Source organism: Tsukamurella sp. 8F, from assembly GCF_029167375.1.
Classification (GTDB): domain Bacteria; phylum Actinomycetota; class Actinomycetes; order Mycobacteriales; family Mycobacteriaceae; genus Tsukamurella.
On sequence record NZ_JARFTP010000007.1, the window covers coordinates 70,310 to 92,626 of the forward strand.

The 22,317-nt window shown below is 67.7% G+C and carries 23 protein-coding genes, 1 tRNA gene and 1 pseudogene; 14 read left to right on the plus strand and 11 right to left on the minus strand.

The features are described from left to right. Nucleotides 1–656: 656 nt before the first annotated feature. Nucleotides 657–2,354: pseudogene (locus P0W64_RS07615) on the minus strand (peroxidase family protein); the annotation flags it as partial. Nucleotides 2,355–2,550: 196 nt separating this feature from the next. On the opposite strand from P0W64_RS07615, the gene P0W64_RS07620 reads away from it, so the two are divergent. Next, entirely contained in the window at nucleotides 2,551–3,321 is a 771-nt protein-coding gene (locus tag P0W64_RS07620) for a class I SAM-dependent methyltransferase (protein ID WP_275479478.1), read from the plus strand. On the opposite strand, the gene P0W64_RS07625 is transcribed toward P0W64_RS07620, so the two are convergent. Further along, a complete protein-coding gene (locus tag P0W64_RS07625; RefSeq protein WP_275479479.1) occupies nucleotides 3,305–4,450 on the minus strand; it encodes an NAD(P)/FAD-dependent oxidoreductase in 1,146 nt (381 codons plus the stop codon). The two genes, P0W64_RS07620 and P0W64_RS07625, sit on opposite strands and share 17 nt — an antisense overlap. 61 nt (nucleotides 4,451–4,511) lie before the next feature. On the opposite strand from P0W64_RS07625, the gene P0W64_RS07630 reads away from it, so the two are divergent. Beyond that, a complete protein-coding gene (locus P0W64_RS07630) occupies nucleotides 4,512–5,156 on the plus strand; it encodes a TetR/AcrR family transcriptional regulator C-terminal domain-containing protein (RefSeq protein ID WP_275479480.1) in 645 nt (214 codons plus the stop codon). Between the two features lie 61 nt (nucleotides 5,157–5,217). On the opposite strand, the gene P0W64_RS07635 is transcribed toward P0W64_RS07630, so the two are convergent. The 3 genes from P0W64_RS07635 to P0W64_RS07645 all read right to left on the minus strand — a co-directional run bounded on the left by P0W64_RS07635 (nucleotide 5,218) and on the right by P0W64_RS07645 (nucleotide 7,521). After that, entirely contained in the window at nucleotides 5,218–6,177 is a 960-nt protein-coding gene (locus tag P0W64_RS07635) for a zinc-dependent alcohol dehydrogenase family protein (protein ID WP_275479481.1), read from the minus strand. 3 nt (nucleotides 6,178–6,180) lie between these two features. After that, entirely contained in the window at nucleotides 6,181–6,693 is a 513-nt protein-coding gene (locus P0W64_RS07640) for a methylated-DNA--[protein]-cysteine S-methyltransferase (RefSeq protein WP_275479482.1), read from the minus strand. 81 nt (nucleotides 6,694–6,774) lie between these two features. Then, a complete protein-coding gene (locus P0W64_RS07645; RefSeq protein ID WP_275479483.1) occupies nucleotides 6,775–7,521 on the minus strand; it encodes an SDR family oxidoreductase in 747 nt (248 codons plus the stop codon). A gap of 54 nt (nucleotides 7,522–7,575) precedes the next feature. On the opposite strand from P0W64_RS07645, the gene P0W64_RS07650 reads away from it, so the two are divergent. The 4 genes from P0W64_RS07650 (at nucleotide 7,576) to P0W64_RS07665 (ending at nucleotide 11,178) form a co-directional block, all read left to right on the plus strand. Next, complete coding sequence (locus tag P0W64_RS07650; protein ID WP_275479484.1) at nucleotides 7,576–8,004, plus strand: MarR family winged helix-turn-helix transcriptional regulator; 429 nt, start codon at nucleotides 7,576–7,578, stop codon at nucleotides 8,002–8,004. A 274-nt stretch (nucleotides 8,005–8,278) separates the two neighbouring features. Next, nucleotides 8,279–9,469 (plus strand): DUF418 domain-containing protein, encoded by a 1,191-nt coding sequence (locus P0W64_RS07655; RefSeq protein WP_275479485.1) that lies wholly within the window; start codon nucleotides 8,279–8,281, stop codon nucleotides 9,467–9,469. An 11-nt stretch (nucleotides 9,470–9,480) separates the two neighbouring features. After that, nucleotides 9,481–10,533 carry a histidine kinase gene (locus P0W64_RS07660; protein ID WP_275479486.1) on the plus strand — a complete coding sequence of 351 codons (1,053 nt, stop codon included), beginning with the start codon at nucleotides 9,481–9,483 and terminating at the stop codon, nucleotides 10,531–10,533. Continuing rightward, nucleotides 10,534–11,178, plus strand: coding sequence for a response regulator transcription factor (locus tag P0W64_RS07665; RefSeq protein ID WP_275479487.1), 645 nt, complete (start codon nucleotides 10,534–10,536; stop codon nucleotides 11,176–11,178). It begins immediately after the preceding gene. Nucleotides 11,179–11,186: 8 nt separating this feature from the next. On the opposite strand, the gene P0W64_RS07670 is transcribed toward P0W64_RS07665, so the two are convergent. Next, the gene (locus P0W64_RS07670) at nucleotides 11,187–11,648 is read right to left on the minus strand and encodes a MarR family transcriptional regulator (RefSeq protein ID WP_275479488.1); all 462 of its coding nucleotides are present in this window, start codon (nucleotides 11,646–11,648) and stop codon (nucleotides 11,187–11,189) included. A gap of 51 nt (nucleotides 11,649–11,699) precedes the next feature. On the opposite strand from P0W64_RS07670, the gene P0W64_RS07675 reads away from it, so the two are divergent. Continuing rightward, nucleotides 11,700–12,665: a hypothetical protein gene (locus tag P0W64_RS07675; RefSeq protein ID WP_275479489.1), complete on the plus strand. Its 966-nt coding sequence runs from the start codon at nucleotides 11,700–11,702 to the stop codon at nucleotides 12,663–12,665. Between the two features lie 86 nt (nucleotides 12,666–12,751). Beyond that, the gene (locus P0W64_RS07680; protein ID WP_275479490.1) at nucleotides 12,752–13,297 is read left to right on the plus strand and encodes a GNAT family N-acetyltransferase; all 546 of its coding nucleotides are present in this window, start codon (nucleotides 12,752–12,754) and stop codon (nucleotides 13,295–13,297) included. A 104-nt stretch (nucleotides 13,298–13,401) separates the two neighbouring features. On the opposite strand, the gene P0W64_RS07685 is transcribed toward P0W64_RS07680, so the two are convergent. Then, a complete protein-coding gene (locus P0W64_RS07685; RefSeq protein WP_275479491.1) occupies nucleotides 13,402–13,905 on the minus strand; it encodes a MarR family transcriptional regulator in 504 nt (167 codons plus the stop codon). A gap of 89 nt (nucleotides 13,906–13,994) precedes the next feature. Between P0W64_RS07685 and P0W64_RS07690 the strand changes: the two genes are divergently transcribed. The 3 genes from P0W64_RS07690 (at nucleotide 13,995) to P0W64_RS07700 (ending at nucleotide 16,218) form a co-directional block, all read left to right on the plus strand. Then, entirely contained in the window at nucleotides 13,995–14,345 is a 351-nt protein-coding gene (locus P0W64_RS07690) for a helix-turn-helix domain-containing protein (protein ID WP_275479492.1), read from the plus strand. A 239-nt stretch (nucleotides 14,346–14,584) separates the two neighbouring features. Then, entirely contained in the window at nucleotides 14,585–15,097 is a 513-nt protein-coding gene (locus P0W64_RS07695; RefSeq protein ID WP_275479493.1) for a hypothetical protein, read from the plus strand. After that, on the plus strand, nucleotides 15,094–16,218 hold the full coding sequence (locus P0W64_RS07700; RefSeq protein WP_275479494.1) for a hypothetical protein: 1,125 nt from the start codon (nucleotides 15,094–15,096) through the stop codon (nucleotides 16,216–16,218). The genes P0W64_RS07695 and P0W64_RS07700 overlap by 4 nt, the downstream gene beginning before the upstream one ends. Nucleotides 16,219–16,257: 39 nt before the next feature. On the opposite strand, the gene P0W64_RS07705 is transcribed toward P0W64_RS07700, so the two are convergent. After that, nucleotides 16,258–16,965 carry a PAS and ANTAR domain-containing protein gene (locus P0W64_RS07705; RefSeq protein WP_275479495.1) on the minus strand — a complete coding sequence of 236 codons (708 nt, stop codon included), beginning with the start codon at nucleotides 16,963–16,965 and terminating at the stop codon, nucleotides 16,258–16,260. A 330-nt stretch (nucleotides 16,966–17,295) separates the two neighbouring features. Here P0W64_RS07705 and P0W64_RS07710 point away from each other — a divergent pair, with 330 nt between their 5' ends. The 3 genes from P0W64_RS07710 to P0W64_RS07720 all read left to right on the plus strand — a co-directional run bounded on the left by P0W64_RS07710 (nucleotide 17,296) and on the right by P0W64_RS07720 (nucleotide 19,397). Beyond that, nucleotides 17,296–17,826 carry a helix-turn-helix domain-containing protein gene (locus P0W64_RS07710; RefSeq protein ID WP_275479496.1) on the plus strand — a complete coding sequence of 177 codons (531 nt, stop codon included), beginning with the start codon at nucleotides 17,296–17,298 and terminating at the stop codon, nucleotides 17,824–17,826. A gap of 14 nt (nucleotides 17,827–17,840) precedes the next feature. Beyond that, entirely contained in the window at nucleotides 17,841–18,404 is a 564-nt protein-coding gene (locus P0W64_RS07715) for a PIN domain-containing protein (protein WP_275479497.1), read from the plus strand. 483 nt (nucleotides 18,405–18,887) lie between these two features. Further along, nucleotides 18,888–19,397 (plus strand): hypothetical protein, encoded by a 510-nt coding sequence (locus tag P0W64_RS07720; RefSeq protein WP_275479498.1) that lies wholly within the window; start codon nucleotides 18,888–18,890, stop codon nucleotides 19,395–19,397. A 115-nt stretch (nucleotides 19,398–19,512) separates the two neighbouring features. Here the strand turns inward: P0W64_RS07720 and P0W64_RS07725 are convergent. The 3 genes from P0W64_RS07725 to pgm all read right to left on the minus strand — a co-directional run bounded on the left by P0W64_RS07725 (nucleotide 19,513) and on the right by pgm (nucleotide 22,213). After that, nucleotides 19,513–19,585, minus strand: a tRNA-Ala gene (locus P0W64_RS07725). 116 nt (nucleotides 19,586–19,701) lie between these two features. Beyond that, complete coding sequence (locus P0W64_RS07730; RefSeq protein ID WP_275479499.1) at nucleotides 19,702–20,487, minus strand: thioredoxin domain-containing protein; 786 nt, start codon at nucleotides 20,485–20,487, stop codon at nucleotides 19,702–19,704. Between the two features lie 82 nt (nucleotides 20,488–20,569). Continuing rightward, nucleotides 20,570–22,213, minus strand: coding sequence for a phosphoglucomutase (alpha-D-glucose-1,6-bisphosphate-dependent) (gene pgm / locus P0W64_RS07735; protein ID WP_275479500.1), 1,644 nt, complete (start codon nucleotides 22,211–22,213; stop codon nucleotides 20,570–20,572). Nucleotides 22,214–22,317 lie beyond the last annotated feature (104 nt).

Below are 22,317 nucleotides of genomic sequence, written 5' to 3' on the forward strand. Positions count from 1 at the left end.
ACCCGCAGCCGAGCGACGTACCGCCCGTACCTCAGCGGTGCCGCGGTGAAGAAGCTCAGCCCCAGGATATGCGTGTTGGGGTGGGAGACGAGATCGAGCGCCGGGCCGAGCCGCACGTGACACTGCCGCAGCCCCGACAGCAGCAGCTCGATCGGGTACAGAACACCGTCCGGCAGGCGTGCGAGGAGCCACGCCGACAGCATCCCGCCGAACGAGTAGGACTTCGCGTCCGCGAACGGGAAGCCCGCATGCGATACGAACAGCATGTCGTGGGTATCGGCGCCATCGGCGCGGCAGCGCTCCCCCTCGACCCCGAGCACCTTGACGGCGAAACCCCGGATCCCCCGGATCCTGTCGTGCCGTATGGCACCCGAGGTCGTCGACAGTCGGGCGACGACCGGATAGATACCCGGACGGGCGAACAGGCCCTGTGCGAGTTCCTCCGGCAGGTCCGGCTCGATCACCAGATCACCCCGCAGGAGCGCGTGCGCTTTGGCGTGCGCATCACGCAGGCCGCGGTGGAACTTCTTCGTCGCGTACTCGCTGTCGGAGCGCAGCGACCGCACCATCTTCTCGATCGTGGCCGCCTCGTCGGGAGGAATCTGTTCGAGATCGGCGCGGTACTCGATGTACGTGCGCTGCTCATGCACCGTGGACTTCCACGGCGCGAACGGGTTCCGGACGCCATCGAGCGCCGGCGCGAGCTCCGGGTGATGACGCAACAGAACGGACCTGAACGATGCGTCGTCGATCCAGCGCATGCCGGTCTTCGTGTAGACCTCCGAACGGAAGTCGTCCGTGAAGAAGCGGTCGCTGCGCAGGCGACGCGACGCCATGAGCAAGAAGATGCGGAACGCGGTGTCACCGAATGCGAACCCCTTCGGCTTCGCCTCCGCGTACAGGCCCACCATGGTGTCCACCCGGTCGACGTCACCGTAGACCTCCTCGAGTTCCGCGGCCGACGCGACGTCACCGGTCAGTTCCAGGAATGTGCGCACCGGGCGCAGCCGCAGTCGCCGGCGGAACTCGTTGTAGCGGGGGACCCCCCGTTCCCGAGTACGCAGGATATCGGCGGTCGCGAGATCGACACGGCCGTCGATCCGATGGAAGTCGCGCAGTAGGTCCGGGAAGTTGTGCAGTTGCAGGGCACCCGGATGTGCGCGCCCGAACGAGTACAGAAGGTCCTGCGCCGCGTGCTCTTCGAGGTACGGACGCACCCTGTCCGTCAGGAGGTCGGCAACGGGGGTCTCGTGCGGTGCCGACCCGTCGAGGCCGCCGATCGCGATGGTGTCGGGTATCAGCGGGTGCATGCGGTACACCGCGACGAACTCCTCGGTGAGCGAGTAGTCGACGCCGTCGTGATCGGTCTTCGACCCCGGAATCCCCTGCAGGAAATCGCTTCTCGTGCGGTTGCCGAAACGCCGCTGTACTCGCTCCCCCAACAGACCGAACCAGCTGGCACGCATCCCGTAGCGCGTCGTCGGGTGGGCGATGACGGCGGGAGTCCACTCGACCGTGTGGATCTTCGCGATCACCGCGGCCACCACGAGCCGCGCCGCGTCGTAGAGACGCTGGTCGTCGAATTCGGGGTGCTCACGTGCGATCGCCGCGCATATCGCGTTGTGCTCCTCGAGGAACAGCGAGTGCAACAGTGCAAGACCGACCCAGAAGTTGGCGACTGTACCGCGCGGGTCCAGCAGCCGGTCCGTCGCGGCATGCGGCAGGCCGGTCGCGTCGAGGGCGATCCGGCCGCCCTCGCGCGTGCGGATCGCATCCGCGTATGCGGCTGTGGGGCCGTAGATCTGCCCAGCGTCCCACCAGTGGCTCGTCTTGTTCGCGACGGCGGGAGGACCGGGCTGGGAGCCGCGTCCACGCAGGACAGTGGGGACGGTCGGCAGGCGGCGTACGCGCATCGGGTGCTCACCCCAGGAATCGCCGGGCGCCAGCGGCACGTCCCATGCGGTCGTCGCGTCCTCGGCACCGTGGTCGACCCAGTCGTGCACCTCGAACTGGATCCACGCGGCGGCCAACATGTTGAGCGATGTCGCAGGCGCGAACCCCCGACGCGCGAGCAGTCGCTCGCTGACGGCGCGGGGACTCGGTGACCCGACGACGTCTTCATCAGGCTCGGGGCGGGCGGCGTCGAGCGGAACGTTGCGGCCGAACGCGGAGCCCTCGCAGCCCATCGCGGGCTTCTCGGCGTCCGTGTAGGCGCCGTCGACCGTACGCGCCCGCGCCAGCGTGCCGCGAGGCACATCGACGGGTTCCGCCCCCGCGTCCTGGAGGTTGAGCCGGCGCATCCGCGACCGCAGGCCCATCAGCACCGCGATCCCCAACGGTACGGGGAGGTTCATCCATCCGATGCGATGGTCGACCGCCTCTGCGAGTCTCCCCAGGATGTTCGTCAGCCCCACACCGCACCTCCCGTTCGCCCGATCCACCGCAACCTCCAGCATGGACCGTTCCGCGCCTGCGCACACGCGTAGTGCGCTACTCGGCCGCGCGGTAATCCCGTTGCGCTGCGAGCCACGGACCACATACCGTCCGGCCATGAGGGCCGGCGACGGAAGTGCAGGAGATGCGGACTACGCGCGGATCGGGCGAGGCTACAGCACATACCGACGCCCGGAACCGTTCCTGCGGGCCGCGATCGAACACGCCCTCGGCGACGCACGGACGGTGATCAATGTGGGCGCGGGCGCGGGATCGTACGAGCCGACCGCGATCGATGTGACAGCCGTGGAGCCCTCGGCCTCGATGCGCCGGCAACGGCCCACGCGGCTCCCCACGGCCGTCGACGCGGTCGCCGAGGAACTCCCGTTCGCGGACGCGTCGTTCGACGCCGCCATAGCGACCTTCACGGTGCATCAGTGGGCGGATCTGGATCGCGGGCTGTCCGAGATGCGGCGCGTCGCAACCGGTCCCGTGGTGATCATGACGTGCGACCCCGCTCGCGTACACGATTTCTGGCTAGACGACTATGCGCCCGAGGTGCTGGAGACCGAGGCGCGGCGATACCCCGGGCTCGACCGGATCTCGGATGCGCTGGGCGGGAGCGCCGCGGTCACTCCGCTGCCCATTCCTAGGGATTGCCGCGACGGTTTCTCGGAGGCGTACTACGGGCGGCCCGAGATGTTCCTGGAACCCGGTGCACGCCTGGCCAACTCGGCATGGAGCTTCGTCGACGAGGCGGTCACCGACCGCGCGATCACAGCCCTGCGCTCCGACCTCGCGAGCGGCGCCTGGGACGAACGCCACGGCCATCTGCGTGAACAGAGCACTTACGCGGGCTCGCTCGTGCTGATCACCGGCTCCCCCTGAGCCCCTCCTCGAAGAACGCGACGAGTCCGCCCGGCGCGGAGTCGCCGAGGCACAGGTCCACGATTCCATGCGCATCGTGCGCAGCCGCCTCCGAGCGCGAGAACATCTCCGACTCATACGCGTTCAGTGCAGACTCGATGTCACCCCCGCACGCGACGAGCTCTTGGCCGAGCCGGGCGCCGTCGTACATCGCGAGATTGGCCCCCTCGCCGGCCGGCGGCATGAGGTGGGCGGCATCGCCTACGAGCGTCACGCCGGGCACGCGCTCCCACCGATGGCCGGTCGGCAGCGTGTGCAGCTGCCGCACCACAGGAGACACATCGGCGTCGGTGATCAGCGATAACAACTGGGGGGCCCACCCGTCGAACTCTGCCGCGACCGCTGACAGCGCAGCGGGGGTACCGAAGTCGATACCGTCCGCCCACTCGGCCGGGCACTTCAATTGCGTATACGCGTGCAGCACTCCCCCCGCCTCGCGATGTGTGCTTATCCCCCGCCCCGGGGCCAGGGCGAACAGCGCACCGCCGCCGGAGATCTCGGCCGTCGCCGGGTGACGCTCGTCGACGTCGTACAGGTAGGTCTCCACGAATGTCACGCCGGAGTACTCGGGCACCGCCTCCGAGACGAGCGGCCGGACGCGGGACCAGGCGCCGTCGGCACCTACCAGGAGGTCGGTCGAGGTGGTGCTGCCGTCCGCGAAGCGCACTTCATGCCGCCCGCCGCCGAGGGGCGCGACCTCGGTGACCTTGCTGCCCCACCGGACCGTGCCCTCGGGCAGCGATTCCAGCAGAATGCGGCGGAGCTCGCCGCGAAGCACCTCAGGGCGGCCGCCCGTACCGTCGTCGGGCTGGTCGAACAACAGGGTGCCGTCCTGGTCGACCACGCGCGTGGCCTCACCACCCTCGTGGATGAGCGCGCGGAACTGGTCCGTGAGGCCGGCCGCCGCGAGGGCCACCTGCCCATCCGCCTCGTGAATGTCCAGGTGTCCGCCCTGGGTACGCGCCTGGGGCGAGGGCTCGGCCTCGTAGATCGTGGCCGCGATCCCGCCCACGTGCAACACCCTGGCGAGCACGAGGCCGCCGGGGCCCGCACCGATGATCGTGATGTTCTCCATGTCTGTCTCCTCCATCATTGGAACGATGTTCCAACACATCTTGGAACATCGTTCCATCCTGTGTCAAGATGGAGGCATGACACCGAGACGTCGCAGCAGCGACGCCCTGTCCAGGGACCGCATCGTCGACGTGGCGATCGAGATCCTCGACGCCGAGGGTGAGTCAGCACTCACCTTCCGTACGCTCGCCCGTCGACTGTCGACGGGGCCCGGGGCGATCTACCACCACGTCGCGGGGAAGTCGGAGTTGCTGGCGGCGGCGACGGACACCGTCGTGGGACACGCCTTGGAAGGCCTCGCGGACTCCGACCCACGCGAGGCGATCCGGCGACTCGCGCTCGCCCTGTTCGACGCGATCGACGAACACCCCTGGGTGGGGGCGCATCTCGGCCACGACCCCTGGCAGGACGCCATGCTGGAGATCTACGAGGGCGTAGGCGGAAGACTCGCGCCGCTCGGCGTTCCTGAAGCGGCGCAGTTCTTCTCGGCGTCGGCTCTGGTCAGCTACATCCTCGGCGTGGCCGGCCAGAACGCGGCCAACGCTCGTATGCGTCACACGGCCGGCCGCAACGAGGTCCTCGCGGGCGCCGCTGAGCTGTGGGCGTCGCGGGACCCAGCCGCCTACCCCTTCCTGCACCGGGCAGCCGAGCAGTTGCGAGACCACGACGACCGCGAGCAGTTCCTCGCTGGGATCGACCTGATACTCGACGGCCTGGGCTGACGGATCGGGCCGGCGTCGCGTGCCTCGGTCTTCTGCTCCCGAGACCGTAGGGTATCCGCCATCAGGCCTGGGGATCGATGAGCAGCTTCCCGCTCCGCTCGGACCTCGGCGCGGTCGACCCGACCTGCTCCGCGAGCGCTGTGGGCAGGTCCGTCAGCCGCACCCTGTCGGAGACCGCGGTGCGCAGGCGCCCGGCACGTAGGTGGCCGAACACCGGGTCCATGAGCGCCGCTAGGTCCCCGCGCGAGCCGCTGTGGACCGTATCGCGGAGACGGAACATCTCCACGCGCGTACCCCGTCGACCGGAGAAGCAGGCCGCGGGCAGAGGGGCACCCGACAGTAGGCCGTAATGCACCAGGACACCGCCCGGCGTGAGCGCCTCGACGAGGTCAGGGGCCAGCCGCCCGCCCACGCAGTCGAACACGACATCGGCCGCCGGGAGCGGATCGCCGTCGCGAATCACACTGCGCCACAGTGGAGGATCGGCGACGCGCGATGCGGACGAGACGCGGACGACACCCGTGGGCGCTATGCCTTGCCGGGACAGGAGCTCTGCCAGGTGGCCCGCGATCGTCGAGGTCGCGGCGGTGACCACAGCGGTGCGTGCCTCGGACGCGAATCGTTCCACCATGAGAAACGCGGTGAGCGGGTTGATATAGGCGAAGCACGCGGTCTCGTCATCGATATCGTCGGGGACGCCCACACACCACCCCGCATCGACGGTTCGGAGCTGCTGCCAGTTGCCGGCGGACCCCAGGGGTAGAACGCGCCGACCGACCTCGTCCGGGGGCACCCCCGCGCCCGCACACTCGACGACGCCCACGCCTTCGAAACCGGGCACCAGAGGAAACCTGGTGCGCGAGCCGTATGCACCCGACACCGTCACGGCGTCGGATGGGTTCACGGTGGTCGCGAGCATCCGCACCGTCACCTCACCGGGCCCGGGCGTCGGCTCCTCGATCTCGCGCACCCGCACCACGTCCGCCAGTCGCCCGGCCTGTTCCGCGATCGCCGCACGCATCGACTAGAACAGCCGCGCGGCGGACGCCTCGGCAGGCTCCTCGTGATCGAGCAGCCAGCGCTTGCGGTCGAGACCGCCGGCGTACCCGGTGAGGGAGCCGTCGGCGCCGACCACGCGATGGCACGGGATCACGATGCTCACCGGGTTGTGGCCGACCGCCTGGCCCACCGCCTGTGCGAGATGCCGGTCGCCCAGCCGCGTCGCCAGGGCTCCGTATGTCGTGGTCTCCCCGAACGGTATGGCGCGCAGCATCTCCCACACCCGCTCCGAGAAGACGTCACCGGATGTAGCCACCGGCACACCGAACATCCTGCGCTCCCCTCGCAGGTATTCGTCGAGCTCCCTCACCGCCTGCGCGAGCAACGGATCGGCCGCGGCATCGACCCGCTCGCCGTAGGCGTCGGCCCCCGGCAGGTACTTGTGGCCCTCGAAGTACAAGCCGGTCAGCCCGGTATCGCGGGCTGTCATCGTGATCTCGCCCAGTCGTGTGTCGATCACCGAATGTCGCGTGTCCATCGCGATCACCTCCGTCTTCCATCATGCAGACGCGCGCGAGCAACAGAACGTGAGACGCGCGGACGGCGCGCTTCGCGTCCGTCACCACGGCAGCGGATCGCCCGTGTAGTCGAAGAAGGCTCCCGTCGGCCCGTCCGGGCCGAGCGTCGCGAGTGTCACGAAGATCTGAGCGCCCACCTCGGGCGTGAGATGACCTGCGTAGTGGTTGAAGTCGGTGGCGACATGCCCCGGCGACGCCGCATTGACCTTGATCGGCGTGTCGCGCAGATGGTTCGCATAATGCGCCGTGATGGCGTTGAGGGCGGTCTTGGACGTCGAGTACGGCATGGACGGTTGGGCGACCCACGCCCCGTCGGCGGCGATCGAGCCGCGCATGCTGCTGACGTTCACAATGCGCCCCGCCTGACCGCCCCGCAGAAGCGGCAGCGCCGCGTTGGTGACGGTGACAGGACCGAAGACATTGGTCTCGTAGACCTGCCGGAACTCGGCGGCACCGACCTCACTCGGCTTCTGATATCCCACGTTGGTACCGGCGTTGTTGACGAGAGCATCCAGACGTCCGTGCCGTCTCGCGATCGTCTCGATCGCCGCCCTCACCGACTCCTCGTCTGTCACGTCCAGGCACACGGGCTCCACGTGCCCGTCTGCGGACAACTCCCCGGCCGCCTCCATACCGCGGTCGACGTCTCGAGCGCCGAGCATCACGACCATTCCCCGCCGGGCGAGGCCACGCGCGATCTCCTTGCCGATGCCCTTGTTGGCGCCGGTGACGAGCGCGACGCTCCCACCGACGTCGGCGAGTACATTCGCATCCTTCAATGTTGTCATATCAACACGTTAGTCTGCGTCGTGTTGCTGTGACAACAGAGATAGGCTGCCCGCGTGACCAGACTGGAACCGGCGGAACTCGAACTCTGGTACGCGTGGAAACGCGCGTCGGAGGCAGTACGAAGTGCGGTTGCGGACGACATCGTGAAGGCCACCGGGCTATCCGACCCGGACTTCGGCATTCTGACCCGCGTGGTCGAGCTCGGCGACGGCCGACTGCGTCAGAGCGAGCTGGCGGCCAGCATGGGCTGGCACCGCAGCCGACTGTCACATCAACTCACTCGGATGTGCGAGCGCGGGCTGGTGGAACGACGCGAAGCCAGCGGTGGTGTCGATGTCCTCGTCACCGCGCGCGGGCGGGAACTCGCGGATGCGGCACGCCCGGTGCACGCCGACGCTGTTCGTGCCCACCTGCTCTCGGCGATCGCGCCGGCACAACGGCCGTCGTTCCTGGCAGTTCTCGAAGCCCTCGGGCGCCGGTGACGCCCTCGGTGATCCGCGTGAATCGATGCATCTCCTCATCCGATCGACGTCGAGCGGGGAATCATCGGGCAGCCGAGGAGGTATCGGACGCGAAACCGGCTGCGGTAGAGAGCGGCTTGTCGGCGACCAGCGCTGTGGCGGAGTCGACTGCGCACCGTTGATCTCCCGGGACGAGCACCGCCTCCGCCCGCGGCGACCAAGGGGGTAGTAGGTCCACCACTGTCGGGGTGCTGCTCGGGTGGGTCGGCGCACGGTTCCGGCCGAAGGTGGATACATGACCATCCACGACCATCGCGCCGCCCCGGTGGCAAGCCGAGAACGCATCCTGACCCCAGACCTCGTCCGCGGCGCGATGCTGCTGTTCATCGCTCTCGCCAACGCGGGGAATGTCGCCTTCGCCGGCCAACCCGGCCTCGAGCCCGATCCACACAGCCTCCCCGGACGAATCCTGAACATCTGCATGGTGCTGTTCGTCGACAGCCGCGCCTACCCTGTTTTCGCGGTGATGTTCGGCTACGGCCTCGTGCAGCTGGCCGCGCACTGCACCGTGAGAGGAGTCGCGCCGCGCCGGATCCTGCTGCGCCGCAACGCCTGGCTCGTCGTGTTCGGCGCAGTGCACGCGGTACTGCTGTATTTCGGCGACTTCCTCGGCGCCTACGGCATCGTCGGGCTGGTGGCGACGGTACTGTTGCTGCCGCGGTCCGAGCGGTTCCATCGGCTGGTCCTGGTCGTCTGGGCGATCCAGACGGCGTACCTGGTACTCACGGCGTCCTCGGCCACCGGCCTGCACGGGGGCGATGCCACGTTGGTGAACTCGCCGAATCCCTCACTTGCAGCGACCACTTACGTCGGCTCGCTCGTACACCGGCTACAGGAGTGGCCGGTCCACACGCTGACGGTTCTGCCCTTCATCGTGGTGGTGTGGCTCGGAATGTGGGCGGCCAAGCGGCAGATTCTGGAACACCCGGAGCGGCACCGTCGGCTGCTCGTTTCGACAGCGACCGTGGCGCTTACTATCACGTTCCTCGGCGCGCTGCCCTACGCGCTGGTCGCCGGAGGCCTCGTGCACCTCGACCAGGGATCCGTCGAACTCGTCGCCAGGCTGCATGCGGTGAGCGGAGAGTACGGCGGGCCCGGCTACGTGGCGCTGTTCGCGCTCGTGGCCACCCGACTCACCCGGCGCGCACGGTCGGCTGGCCGGCCGCAGAACCCGGTCGTCAAGGCGGTCGCGGCGCTGGGCAGGAACTCGTTGTCGGGCTATCTGTTTCAGTCGGTGGCGTGGATGCTGCTGCTGTCACCGCTAGCGTGGCAGCTGACACGATACGGTGACCGCGCGCTGGTCGCAGCCGCCGTGGCGGTCGCGGTGTGGGCGACGACGGTGTTCGTCGCCTGGTGCCTCGACTCGGCTGGACGGCGCGGCCCGGCCGAGGTGGCACTTCGCCGACTGGTCTACGGGCGACGGTAGGGAGGACGACGGTGACGGAAGCGCTATTGCGGCGCGCCGCAGGGGCAGTCGCGCGACGAGCGACCACCGACCGACCGACGCATCTGCTCACCCTGGCGGTCCTCGCCGTCGGCGGCCTCGCCACTGTCGTCTCCCTCGCGACGGGCGAATTCTGGTTTCGATGGGTGTGGTTCGGGCTCGTCATCGCGCTCGCGGCCCAGTTCGCGCTGCGGCTGGCGTGGACTGCGCGCCCAGGGGCCGAACGACCGCTCGCGGTCCACGGGGCGATAGCGACGGTGATGGCATCGGCCGACTTCATGGCGTGGGTACTGTCCGGTGGCGGCTTCTTCTGGCCGATCTTCGTCGTCGCCACGCTGTGCGCCACGGTCGGGACGCACCTGTGGGCCGTCTCGTCGACGGCGGGCGCGGGCTCCGAGCTCGCCGCGCGGGTCGAGACGATGGCGCGAGGCCGCCGCCGCGCCGCCGCCGACGAGGCCGTGACGCTGCAACGCATCGAACGGGACCTGCACGACGGACCGCAGGCGCGGCTGATCGCCCTGAGCATGTCGGCCGCACTCGCCGAGGACGCGGTGCGTTCGGATCCCGACGAGGCGGAGCGACTCCTCCGCGACGTCCGGGGCGCAGCGGCGACTGTGATCGAAGAACTGCGCTCGGTCATGCGCGCGATCCGCCCACCGGTGCTCGCCGACCGTGGGCTCGTCGGGGCCGTCCGGGCGTTGGCACTGGACCTCCCGCTCGAGGTCGCGGTCGACGCCGACGACACCGCAGAGGTTCCAGCCGCGATCGAGCCTGTCGCCTACTTCTGCATCGCGGAGTGTCTCACCAACGTGGCCAAGCATTCCGGTGCGGCCGCCGCCCGCGTGACGATCCGCCTCGCGGACGCGGCGCTGACGGTCACCGTAGTCGACGACGGACGGGGCGGGGCTAGGGTCGGGGCCGGCAGCGGCCTCACAGGGTTGCGCGAGCGCCTGGAGCCGTTCGGCGGCACGCTGAGAGTGTCGAGTCCCGGCGGCGGACCGACGACGGTGACCATCACCGTCCCCACCGACGACGGAGCCTTCTAGATGCGGATCGTGCTCGGTGAGGACAGCCACCTGTTGCGCGCCGGTCTGGCTGCGATGTTCACCGCCCAGGGGTGGGACGTGGTCGCGCAGGCGGGATCCGGACCCGAACTGCTCACCGCCATGCTCGACCACAGGCCCGATCTATCGATCGTGGATGTCCGGATGCCACCGAGCTTCACCGACGAAGGACTACGCGCCGCACTGCGAGCGCGCGCCGAGGTGCCGGGTCTCCCCGTGATGGTGCTGTCGCAGTATGTCGAGCAGCTGTACGCCCGCGAATTGCTCGCCGACGCCTCCGGCGCCATCGGCTATCTGCTCAAGGACCGAGTCACCGACGTCACCCGGTTCATCGACGCCGCACGGCAGGTCGCGAGCGGCGGCACGGTACTGGACCCCACGGTGGTGTCGCGGATCGTGGGCGGGCAGGCGCCGGGCGGCCGGCTCGCCTCCCTGACCGCTCGGGAGCGCGAGGTCCTCGAGTACATGGCACAGGGCCACTCCAACGCAGCGATCGGGCGCGAGTTGTTCATCACCGAGAAGTCGGTCGCCAAGCACACCAACAGCATCTTCGCCAAGCTCGGCCTGCAGGATTCGTCCGACAGCAACCGCCGGGTGCGCGCCGTACTCGCATTCCTCCAACGCTGAGGAGGTCGCTACAAGTCGCCGCGGGACAGCCGCGCGGTGTGCCGCCGGAGGATGTCGGTGGTGGCTCGCTGGAAGTCGGAGATCGCCTGCTGCTGTTCCGGCGTGAACCTCTCGTCGAGCATGCCGGCCATGTCTGCACCGAGGGGCCCGAACACATCGGCGAGCTGTCGATCCAACGCCGGGTCGGGCTTGAGTGTCACCAGTATTCGTCGACGGTCCTGTGAGTCGGGTGCGCGCTCCGCGAAGCCCCGACGTACGAGCCGATCGACGAGCCCGGTGACCGCGCCCGACGTGAGACCGGTGTGTTCGACCAGTTGCGACGCGGAGACGGGGCCGAGTCTGCGCAAGACGTCCAACGTCTTGCGCTCGACTGCGGTGAGGCCCAGCGACCGGCCGACGGCCTCGTGGAACATCACCACCGCCGTGATGAATTCACGTCCCAGCAGTTCTCCGGGGGTGGGATCGGGCACGTCCCCGATGTTATCTCAGCCGTTCGTTATCTTAGTTGCTACAATATCTTTGTGACTAAGTTATTTGCTGGTCCCGTTCTCCGCCTCTACGTGCTGGCACCTCTGATCGGTGAGTTCTTCCTCGGCGACTTCCCTGTGGTGCTTCTCCCGTTGCTCGTCGTGCTGGCGCCCTGGTACGGCGCAGCCGCGCTGCTGATCCGTGAGGTCGCACGCCGGCGTGGACTCGGATGGCCGTCTATCGCCGCGCTCGCGCTGGCGTGGGCCGTCGTCGGTGAGGGACTGCTCGGGCAGTCGCTGTTCAATCCCGGCTACGCGGGCGCGCACCTACTCGACCGTGGCTACGTACCCGCTCTCGGGATAGGCGCTACATGGACCGTGTTCGTGCTCTCCATCCATGTGGCGTTCAGCATGTGCCTGCCGATCGGCATCGTCGAGCTGGGGATGCCCGACCACCACCGACCGCTTCTGAGGCGTCGCGGCATCGGCGTGTGTGTCTTGTTGCTACTGGTCGGCGCCGTGGTCACCTTCTCCACCGCTTACCAGACCTGGGGTCACTTCACCGCCTCGTGGCCTCACCTGCTCGGCGCGGCCGTCGTCGCGGTCGTGCTGATCGCCGTCGCGCTGTACGCACCAGCGCGTGCGGGCCACGGTGCTTCCAGCGCAGCACGCACGACATCGCCCGCAGACCTGTTCGCGATCCTGTTCGCATGCGGGGCAGCGCTGCTCGGCGGGGTCCGACTTCCGACTGCAGTCGGTCTTGTCACGATGGCCGGCGGCGTCCTCAGCGCGCTGGGCGTGTTCGCGGTGTGGGTGCGCCGTCGGCGGTGGACCGATCGACATTCGCTGGCGGCGATCGCCGCAGGTCTCCTCACGTACGGCTGGTCGGCACCGATCCGGTTGTGGGGGCACACCACCGCCGATCACGTTCTGGCGGTTGCCAGCGGCGCGCTGTACATCCTCGCCGAGCTGGCGGTCATCGCGTGGCTGCATCGGGTCATCGCACGACGCGGCGAGTGACGCAGCTGTGGGAACGTCGTCGAACCCCGGGCGGCATCTCGACCAACGCTGTATGCAAGCGTGTCCTCATCGGAAGGAGAAAGTGCATGTGCCCCGACCCATCTGCCGAGATCCGCTTCGACTCCCCCACCACCCGCGACCATTCCGCCCTGCGCGCCATGGCGCGCCGATCGTTCGCCGAGACCTTCGCGCACCTATACGCGGCCGATGACTTCGAGCGATTCCTCGACCAGAACTACGGCCCCGGCGGGACCATGGAGCGGGACCTGAACGACCCAGCCGTGCAATGGCTCTCAGCATTCCATGAATCGGTGCCCGTCGGCTACGCGAAGCTGACCCCCCTCCGTGCGCCGGCCTCCCACCCACTGCCAGGCGCCGTGGAGCTACAGCAGATCTACGTTCTCCAGCCGTGGCACGGGGAAGGCGTCGCGGACCACCTCATGCAATGGGCACTCGACCGCGCCGCCGAACAGCATGCTCCCGAGATCTACCTCACCGTGTTCGATCACAACGAACGCGCAAAGCACTTCTACCGCCGGCACGGCTTCGTCGAGGTCGGCCGATGCACGTTCCGTCTCGGCGACAGGGTCGATGACGACCGGATATGGCGACGGCGGGCGACAGGCGACTAGTAGCGGCATCCTGCTAGCGGACCGCGGCCGGTGCGATGTCCCTGGTTCACGGCATTCGATCCGGCCTCAGGGCAGGAATGGGTCATGACCGCGAAGACACCGCACTATTGCCGCGTGTTGTGGATCAGTCGTTGCAGCACCTTGACGGTGGTCGCATAGTCCACATCATCGATCCCGTCGTGGATCAGGGCTCTGATCGGTCCCGCGGCACCGGCCCATTCCTCGCGGGCAGCCTCGCCCGCCGATGTAATCCTCAGCCGACCACCATCCGTGGTCAATAGCCCGCGCTCTACGAGGACCGCAGCCTCGGCGGCAAGATCGTCTTCCTGCCGCAGGTACGAGGACATCGCGGTTACCAGTTCCGGCACTGTCTGTCCGCGCTCGTTCATGGCCAGGTCTTTAGGAGACAGATGCCGAAGCAGCCAGAACTGCGGTTGCGTGAAACCGCGGCGTCTCTGTTGCACGCGCGTGAACGCGATGACCGATTCGTAGGCGAGACGCGTCCAGTACGCCGCCGGCTCCGAGGCCAACTCCGGTTGGGCCTCAGTCGAATTCGTGCGAGAGAGGGAAGGTCCGCTCGACGTGTGGTCGGTGCTGTCCGGATTCATGCCAGTTACCATACGAGTGACTCTCCTACCACTTGGTAGGTGTGCCGATTGGTAGGCGCGGCCAGGAACGAAGAACGAAGAACACGACGATGGCACGGGCGAGCTGGGGCTCCGACCACGCTGGCGGTTGTGTCCAGTTCGGCGCAGACTGTCACGTTCGGCTTGGGGCCGAACTACTCGCGCACACCTGGGATCCTGTTCTGATCGCGGTGCTCCGCGGCGGTCCCCGTCGGCGGCGCGACCTGATGGCAACCATCGGAGGCATCAGCGACAAGGCGCTTCACCAGTCGCTCAATCGGCTGCTGAAGCGCGGGCTGGTGGCGCGCGTCGAAGAAGAAGAGATCCGCTACGAGCTCACCGAGCTGGGATGGTCCTTCGCCGACGGGCCGGTTCGCGTTCTGGCGTACTGGGCCTATGACCACGCCTCGGACCTCGCATGAAACGACATCGAGGCACGGCCTGTGCACCATCGGCGCGGCTGGCCATACCGCCGTCCAGATGCTCCGACCCCGCTGAGCCGCATCCCGCTGGCCGGAGTACCGATCGTGTCGATCGTCCACGTCATGGCGCCCCTTCGCCTCCGTCGACCCCGGCCCACCGCACCCAGCCTGATCTTGCAGCCACGCCGCTGCGGATGACAGCGTGTATCAGGCGCGCCCCGTTCGCCGATGTTCACCACATGGCAGTCGATGGGTGGGGAAAACGCCGTCGGTCCGCCGAACTGTTCGCGTTCCCCGGGCGACTGGTGGCAGCAGCCGAGTCGCGCTGGATGTTCGCCACGCCCGCCGCGCAGCACTACCGCTATTCGATCAAGGACGCCGCTGGAAGCACCGTCGGCGAAGACTTCGACGCCCGCTTCAACGCCTGCTCCCGCACCCGCTCGGGTGTTCTCGGATGCCAGATCGGGAACGCCTTCTACACCGTCGATCTCACGACCGGATCGCGAGTGCGACTGGCCTCAATACCTGCCGCGGATGAGGCGCACCGGCCCGTTCCGCTGTCCGACGGATGGGTGCTCGGCGGCCACGACGGCTGGCGCGTCGTCTCCGAATCGGGCGGGGAGATGGCGGGCACCCGAGGGCGAGAACGTCGATCCCACACCGTCCTACGCGAAAGACGGCATCGCACCGGTCGTCGTCACCTACTAACCGACGACCGACCACCGTCGGGTTCGCTCCGCCGATACCGGTGACAGCCTCGTCGAAATGTGCCTGCTCGATCACCCTGCTCGCCGGTGGGTTCGCAACCGAGACGGCCACAGAGACGATCCTGTACGCGACAGACGGCCGCAAGACCGCAACGCTCGACTCCGAAGCACGTCCGATCGGCGGAGGCACCGAAGTACTGATCGGAATACCTCAGGAGAAGGTCGACGCCGGGCCGTCCCGCTACCGCGTACGCACCCTCGACGGCCGGGTCCTGTGGGAGGGGAAGTCGACCAACGGACCGCCACGGGCGTGCGGCGACTGGCTGCTGGCACCGGACGGCGTGATCTCCATATATGACGGCGTTCGCGTCGTCTCACCTGGCGACGGTTCTGGCCTCTACGCCTGCCTCGGAGCGGGCAGGGATTGGATCGCCATGCCCGACAGGGTGATCGTGACCAACGGACGAAGTTGGCAGCCGACTTCCGGAACGCTCGACCTCGTCGATGGGCGGCTGGTCAATACCGTCGCGGACACCAGCGCGGGAGCGAAGGCCGTCGTCGTGTACTCGCCGACCGAGCCCGCAGCAGCCGCTGTGCCGGAGTTGGTCACTGCCCCGGATTTCATGGTGACGTTGCATTTCACGTCCCTCACGACTATCGGCGGGGCCGGCGCGACGGAGATCGCCCGCGTCTCGTACGACCCCACGACGCGCCGCTGGCTTGTGGGCGCCGACAGCATCATTCAGGCTGGTCGGTCTACGGTCCGTTCTCCGGCACGGGAGACATTCGCCGTTTCCGATCGAGGAGATGTGACCGCGACGTTGCCCACGGACACCCGCGCCGTCTCACCATGCGGGCCGTATTCGATCGGTCTCGACGACGACGTCGCCCGGGTCGTCGTGCGCCGCGAAGACGGTGGCGTGGTCCATATCGGAAGCCAGCCCGACCCGGGCCACGTCGTCGCCGCGGGATATCGATGCGTCGGCTACTCCGACGATCACCTGGCACTCGCCCCACCGAACGGGCAGGGGATCATCCTGCTGCCGTTGCACGCCCAAGCCCGCGCACTGAGCCTGCCGAAAGCTACCGGGTTCACCTCGGGAAGGCCGTTCGCAGTCACCCCCCGCACGCCGACGATCACGGTCTACCCCGTGGTCCGGCAATGATCGACCGGGGACTCGGAGCCGCTGCGTCCATCCGTGCGGCTACGAACGGGAGGGGCGGTCCGGGGTGACGCGCTCGTGGGTCGTGAGGAGGATGTGGTCGAACGCTTCCCGTGCCGAACGAGGCATGAGCATCCCCCGTGATGCCTCCACATCCGCCAGGAGCTGCTCGGCGATGTGTCTCACCTTCACATTGGCCTCCTGCGACCGCCACCGGAGGATGTCGAACGCGCGGTCGGCCGATACGCCGTAGACGAACGTGACGATCCCCTTGGCTCGATCGATCGCCTCCCGCGACGCGGTGTAGCGAGGCAGCACCACGCGCAGCGAGGAGCGGACCTCCGAGTCGATCGCTTCCGTGATATCGACGTATACGCCTTCGGATCCGATGACGCCCCCGTCGTCATACATCCGGTCCGCCACAACGACCATCTGATGCACGTCGCCTCGGGTGTCGACGATCCGGTGGCGGCTGGAGAAGGGAGAACCCGTGTCGATGGAGTTCCGGAGGTTCTCCGCAACGGCGGCGTAATCGTCCGGATGCTTATGCCTGAGCATGAGCTCGGTTGTGGGCGTGACGGTTCCCGGCTCGTAACCGTGCATCACGGCCACCTCGTCGGACCACTCCCACCGATCGTCGGCGAAGTAGAACCGGAACTGGCCGACTCGAGGTCGTCCGGCGCCCTTCCCCTGTGCTCGTCTGGTCGGTATAGGTGCATCGGCGTCATCGGGGATGGCCTCAAAAGGCATGAAGCGACTCCTGAAACTGTTTGGTTTGTCATAGGAGCCCCCGTAGCGTGGGCCGGCATGCCGCACCGGTGCGGCGTGCAAGCCAGACTACTCCGGATCGGATGTCGGCGGCACCGAGCGTGACGCGACACCGCTCACATCAGTGGCTTACATCCTGCCTTGGGCCGCGGTCCCGATAGGGGTTGTCGCCGAAGCCATTCGCGAGACGGCGGATTCGGCCACGAGTTGTCGCGGCAGCGGACGTACGGCAGGTGTTGCCCGCTCGCGCCGACCACCCATAACCGACCACCAGATATTGCGTTTATTTCGATTATTCGCCAGACTGGCTGCATGAGCACCGCCGCCGCCCCCCGTAGAAAAGGAACGTTCTTCCCCCCGACTGACGCCACCGACCTCGACGCCCTCATGGACCTGTCGAAGTTCCTCGAGCACCACGATGAGCCCGCCGCACTCCTCGGCCCCGATGGGGAGCAAATCCCTCTCCCGCTAGAGGTCTACAGCACGTTGACGCAGATCGTGGGAGCGATGCGCGCTCACCGCGCGGTCGTCGTCGCTCCGGTCGACCAGAAGCTCTCCACACAGGAGGCCGCCGACTACCTCGGCATCAGCCGCCCCACGCTCATCAAGCTGCTGAAAAACGGCAAAATCCCCTACGAGACCGTCGAAGGCAGCCGTCACCGGCGCGTGGAGCTCGGCGACCTACTCGACTATCGGTCGCAGCGTGCGGTGGACCGGCGCAAGGCGCTGCAAGCTCTCGTGGACGACGCCGAGGAAAGCGGCCTGTACGACGTGCCCGCCGAGGACTACCACGAGGCCATACGTACCGCGCGCCACGAGATCGCCGAGAAGCGCAAGGAGTAATGGCGGGGTTTCGCGTGGTGCTCGACGCGTGTGTGCTGGTACCGATCTACAAAGTCGATCTGCTACTGACATTCGCTGAGCAACGGGCGTATTTCCCACTGTGGAGCGACCGCATCATGGAAGAGACGGTACGCGGTATCCAGCGGGCGACGAAGGGCCGTGTGTCCGAGGAGCGGGCTCGCACGCGGGTCGACGCTATGAACGACGCCTTCGAGGACGCCTGCGTGGAGGGCTGGGAGCCGCTCGAAGCGGCGATCATGGGGATGCCTGACCCCGACGACCGCCACGTTGTCGCGGCCGCCGTGCGTGGCCACGCATCCGCAATCGTCACCGACAACACCAAGCATTTCCCAAAGGCCGTCCTGGAGCCACTGGGGTTGCATACGCGCAGCTCTGACAGGTTTCTCTTGGATCTACTTCACCGCAACCCGGCGCGGGCCGTGGCCTGCGTCGCCCGAACCGCCGACAAACGCGGCCACCCACCAGTGGCCACCGAGGCATTCCTCGAAGCTCTTGCAGCCTATGACACAAAGGGGTTCGTCCGAGAGATCACACCTTACTTCGAATCAGGGAGCTGAAACGCGAAGACCCCACGGCCTCATGGAGGTCTTCGCATCGCTGCTGCCGCAAACGGCGCGCAACGGTGAGGAGTAATCACCTGTTCCACAGCCTATTTCGCTGAGATCGCTGCGAGTGATCCCAAGGCCTCAACACCGAGCACCTTGATCAGCGCGGCGGCCTGCAAGCGGACTCGGCGCGGCCCGACGATGTTCTCTGTGTTGCGCTGGTCGCGTGGGATGACGACGTGCTCGTAGCATCCGTGATCATGGCACGCCCGTCTCACCGGAATAGTGGAGCAATGAGTTCTAGCGCATCCGCGTGCCGGTTTGCGCCGGATTCAGCTCGAAGGACTACGCAACCCCTCGATGTCACTGACGCTCGACCGGGACCGCCGGTTCACGTCGTCGCCACCCGGCACGGCCACTCACCGGAGAGGAGCCAGGACTTCTGCGCCGGTGCGAAGGCCGACGAATGCGCGCCGCCGGTGATTCACTGTTTGGATGAGCGAGCACCAAGATGGCGGTGACCTACCGCCCGAGATCGACCTCTCCCTGTTCGCGGGCTGGATCCGATTCGCCGAACTACCGGACGCCGGCGTACCCAGTGGGCCTGGCGTCTACGTAGTCGTGCGGCCCACCGACACGCCGCCTCAGTTCCTCGACGTGTCACCGGCAGGCCACTTCAAGGGCGTCGACCCCACCGAGCTTGTCGCCGATCTCGGAGACCGATGGGTACCGGAGAGCCGTGTGATCTACATCGGCAAGGCGAACCTCGGCGTGAGCGGTCGACGCGGGCTGCGGCGGCGGCTGAACGAGTACCGGCGCTACGGGACCGGTGAGCCTGTCGCGCACTCAGGTGGCCGCCGTGTCTGGCAGCTCGCTGATCACGCCGACCTTCTCGTTGCGTGGCGAGAAACAGCCGACGCGGACGCCGCGACTATCGAGAGCGACATGATTGCCGCATTCCGCGCGCACCACGGCCGCCTACCCTTCGCCAATGCACGACTGTAACGTCGGCCGGCGCGCCGAAACCACTGGCCTATTGTTGCTCCACTGAGCCTGAACGGCCGCCGGACCGGATGCAACAGAAGCCGCCCCGACGCAGGTCGAAGCGGCTTTCTTGCTGTGGAGCTAAGGGGACTCGAACCCCTGACCCCCACACTGCCAGTGTGGTGCGCTACCAGCTGCGCCATAGCCCCGTATTCGGTTTTTCCCTTGCGTTAACCGCGTCGAAAAACTTACAGCACGCGTCATTGAGAAGCCAAATCGCCTGGTGAGGACTGACCGATGGCACAGCCCTCACCAGGCATCGACGCTACTTCAGCAGACCCGACAGCCAGCCGGGGTTGCCCAGGGCGTCGACGGGCGCGCCGTCGTGCAGCACCGTCGGGGTGCCCTGGCCGCCGACCTGCTGCAGCAGTTGCATCTCGGCCGAGGCGGACGACTTGCCGCTGGCAGCGTCAGCACCGTCGGTGATCGCCTTCGTCACGTCGGCCGGCAGCGCGGCGCCGGCTCCCTGAGAGGCCTCGGCGGCGATCTTGGCGATGTCGGCGTTGGCCCAGTCGGACGAGCCGCCAGCGGCCTTCTCCTTGGGCTGCTTCGCGTACAACGCGGCGTAGGTCGCCATCCACGCCTTCTGCTTGAGGTCCGCCGCCATCGACGACTTCGCGATCGCGATCATCGCGCCTGCGGTGCGCGACGAGTAGTCGCCGGACGCACTGTTCTCGTCCAGGAAGTTCACGATGTGGTAGCGGACCTGCAGGGACCCGTCGTCGACCGCCTTGCTGATCTCGGCACCCGACTGCTGCTCGAGCTGAGCGCAGTAGGGGCACTGGAAGTCGGAGAAGATGTCGACGGTGGTCTTGGCATCGGGCTTGCCCGCGGTGAAGGTCGCCGACTTCGACAACTGCGCGACGGCGGCGGCCTTGTCCCCCGCCTTCTGGTTCTTCGAGCTGTTCGAGTTGTGCCAGAGGAAGAAGCCCAGCACCGCGATGATCACCACGATCGCCACGCCTCCGAGGACGTAGGCGAGGGTGTTGGACTGCTTCGTCGGGACGTATCCCCCGCCCTTACCCTTCTTCATCTTCGGGACATTGCTCACGTGGTTCTCACTCCTGCTCGTCGTTGTGCGGCCGGCCCCACCTTAGCGAGCCCGACCTACGAAACGCCTGAGAGCGGTGAAGTCACCCGCCTGACAAGACCGAGTCGACGAGTGCCTTCGCCTCGCTCTGCACCTGCGCGAGATGCTCGTCGCCGCGGAAGGACTCGGCGTAGATCTTGTAGACGTCCTCCGTGCCGGACGGCCGGGCAGCGAACCAGGCGTTCTCGGTGGTGACCTTGAGTCCACCGATCGGGGCACCATTCCCGGGGGCCGACGTCAGGGTCGCAGTGATCGGCTCCCCGGCCAGCTCGGTGGCCGTCACCTGCTCTGGCGAGAGTCTGGCCAGCACGGCCTTCTGCTCACGGTTCGCTGGTGCGTCTATGCGCTGGTAGGCGGGCACACCGTACCGCTCCCCCAGCTCGGCGAAGTGCTGCGACGGGGTCTTGCCGGTCTTGGCGATGATCTCCGACGCGAGCAGCGCCAGGATTATGCCGTCCTTGTCCGTCGACCAGACGGTGCCGTCGAAGCGCAGGAACGACGCTCCAGCGCTCTCCTCACCCCCGAAGCCGACGGAGCCGTCGAGCAGGCCCGGAACGAACCACTTGAAGCCGACCGGGACCTCGAGCAGCCGGCGCCCGAGCGCTGACACGACCCGATCGATCATCGACGACGACACCAGGGTCTTCCCCACCGCGGCATCCGCCGACCAGCCCGGCCGGTTGGCGAACAGGTAGCTGATGGCGACGGCCAGGTAATGGTTCGGGTTCATCAGGCCGGCGTCGGGGGTCACGATGCCGTGCCGGTCCGAGTCGGCGTCGTTGCCGGTCGCGATGTCGTACAGATCCTTGTTCGCGATCAGCGACGCCATCGCGTTCGGCGAGCTGCAGTCCATCCGGATCTTGCCGTCGGTATCGAGCGTCATGAACGCGAACTTCGGGTCGGTGGTCGGGTTGACGACTGTGAGGTCGAGGTTGTAGCCCTCGCCGATTGCTGCCCAATACCCGATGGACGCGCCCCCCAAGGGGTCGGCGCCGATCCGCACACCGGCATCGCGGATCGCGGCCAGGTCGACGACGCTCTGCAAGTCGTTCACGTACGATCCCTGGAAGTCGAAGCGGCCCAGGAAGTCCGACGCCAGCGCCCGCTCGAGCGGGATCCGCTTCACGTCCGCGAGGCCCCCTTCGAGGATCTCGTTGGCGCGGGCGGCGATCGCAGCCGTCGCGTCGGTATCGGCAGGCCCGCCGTTGGGCGGGTTGTACTTGAAGCCGCCGTCGGCAGGCGGGTTGTGCGACGGCGTGACGACGATGCCGTCCGCGAGCGGACCTGCCGCGTCGCGGTTGTGCCGCAGGATCGCGTGGCTCAGGGCGGGTGTAGGGGTGAACCGGTCGTCGACGTCGACCTCGACGCGCACCTCGTTCGCCGCGAGGACCTCCACCGCCGTCTGCCACGCGGGGCCCGACAGGAGATGCGTGTCCTTCGCCAGGTACAGCGGTCCGGTGACGCCCTGTGCCGCACGATATTCGACGATCGCCTGGGTGGTCGCCAGGATGTGGTCCTCGTTGAACGCCGCATTGAGCGAGCTCCCCCGGTGCCCGGAAGTGCCGAACACCACCCGCTGGTCCGGGTTCGACGGGTCGGGCGCGACGTCGTAGTACGCGGACTCGACAGCCGCGACGTCGATCAGGTCCTCGGGGAGCGCCGGCTGGCCGGCGCGGGGGTGAGCCATGGTGTGGATCCACCTTCCGTCTGCGGGGCACTCGCGCGCCCATAGAGTCGGGCCCAGGCGGATAGCCGGGCCCACCGCACCAAAGTATTCCCTCCCGCCCCGTT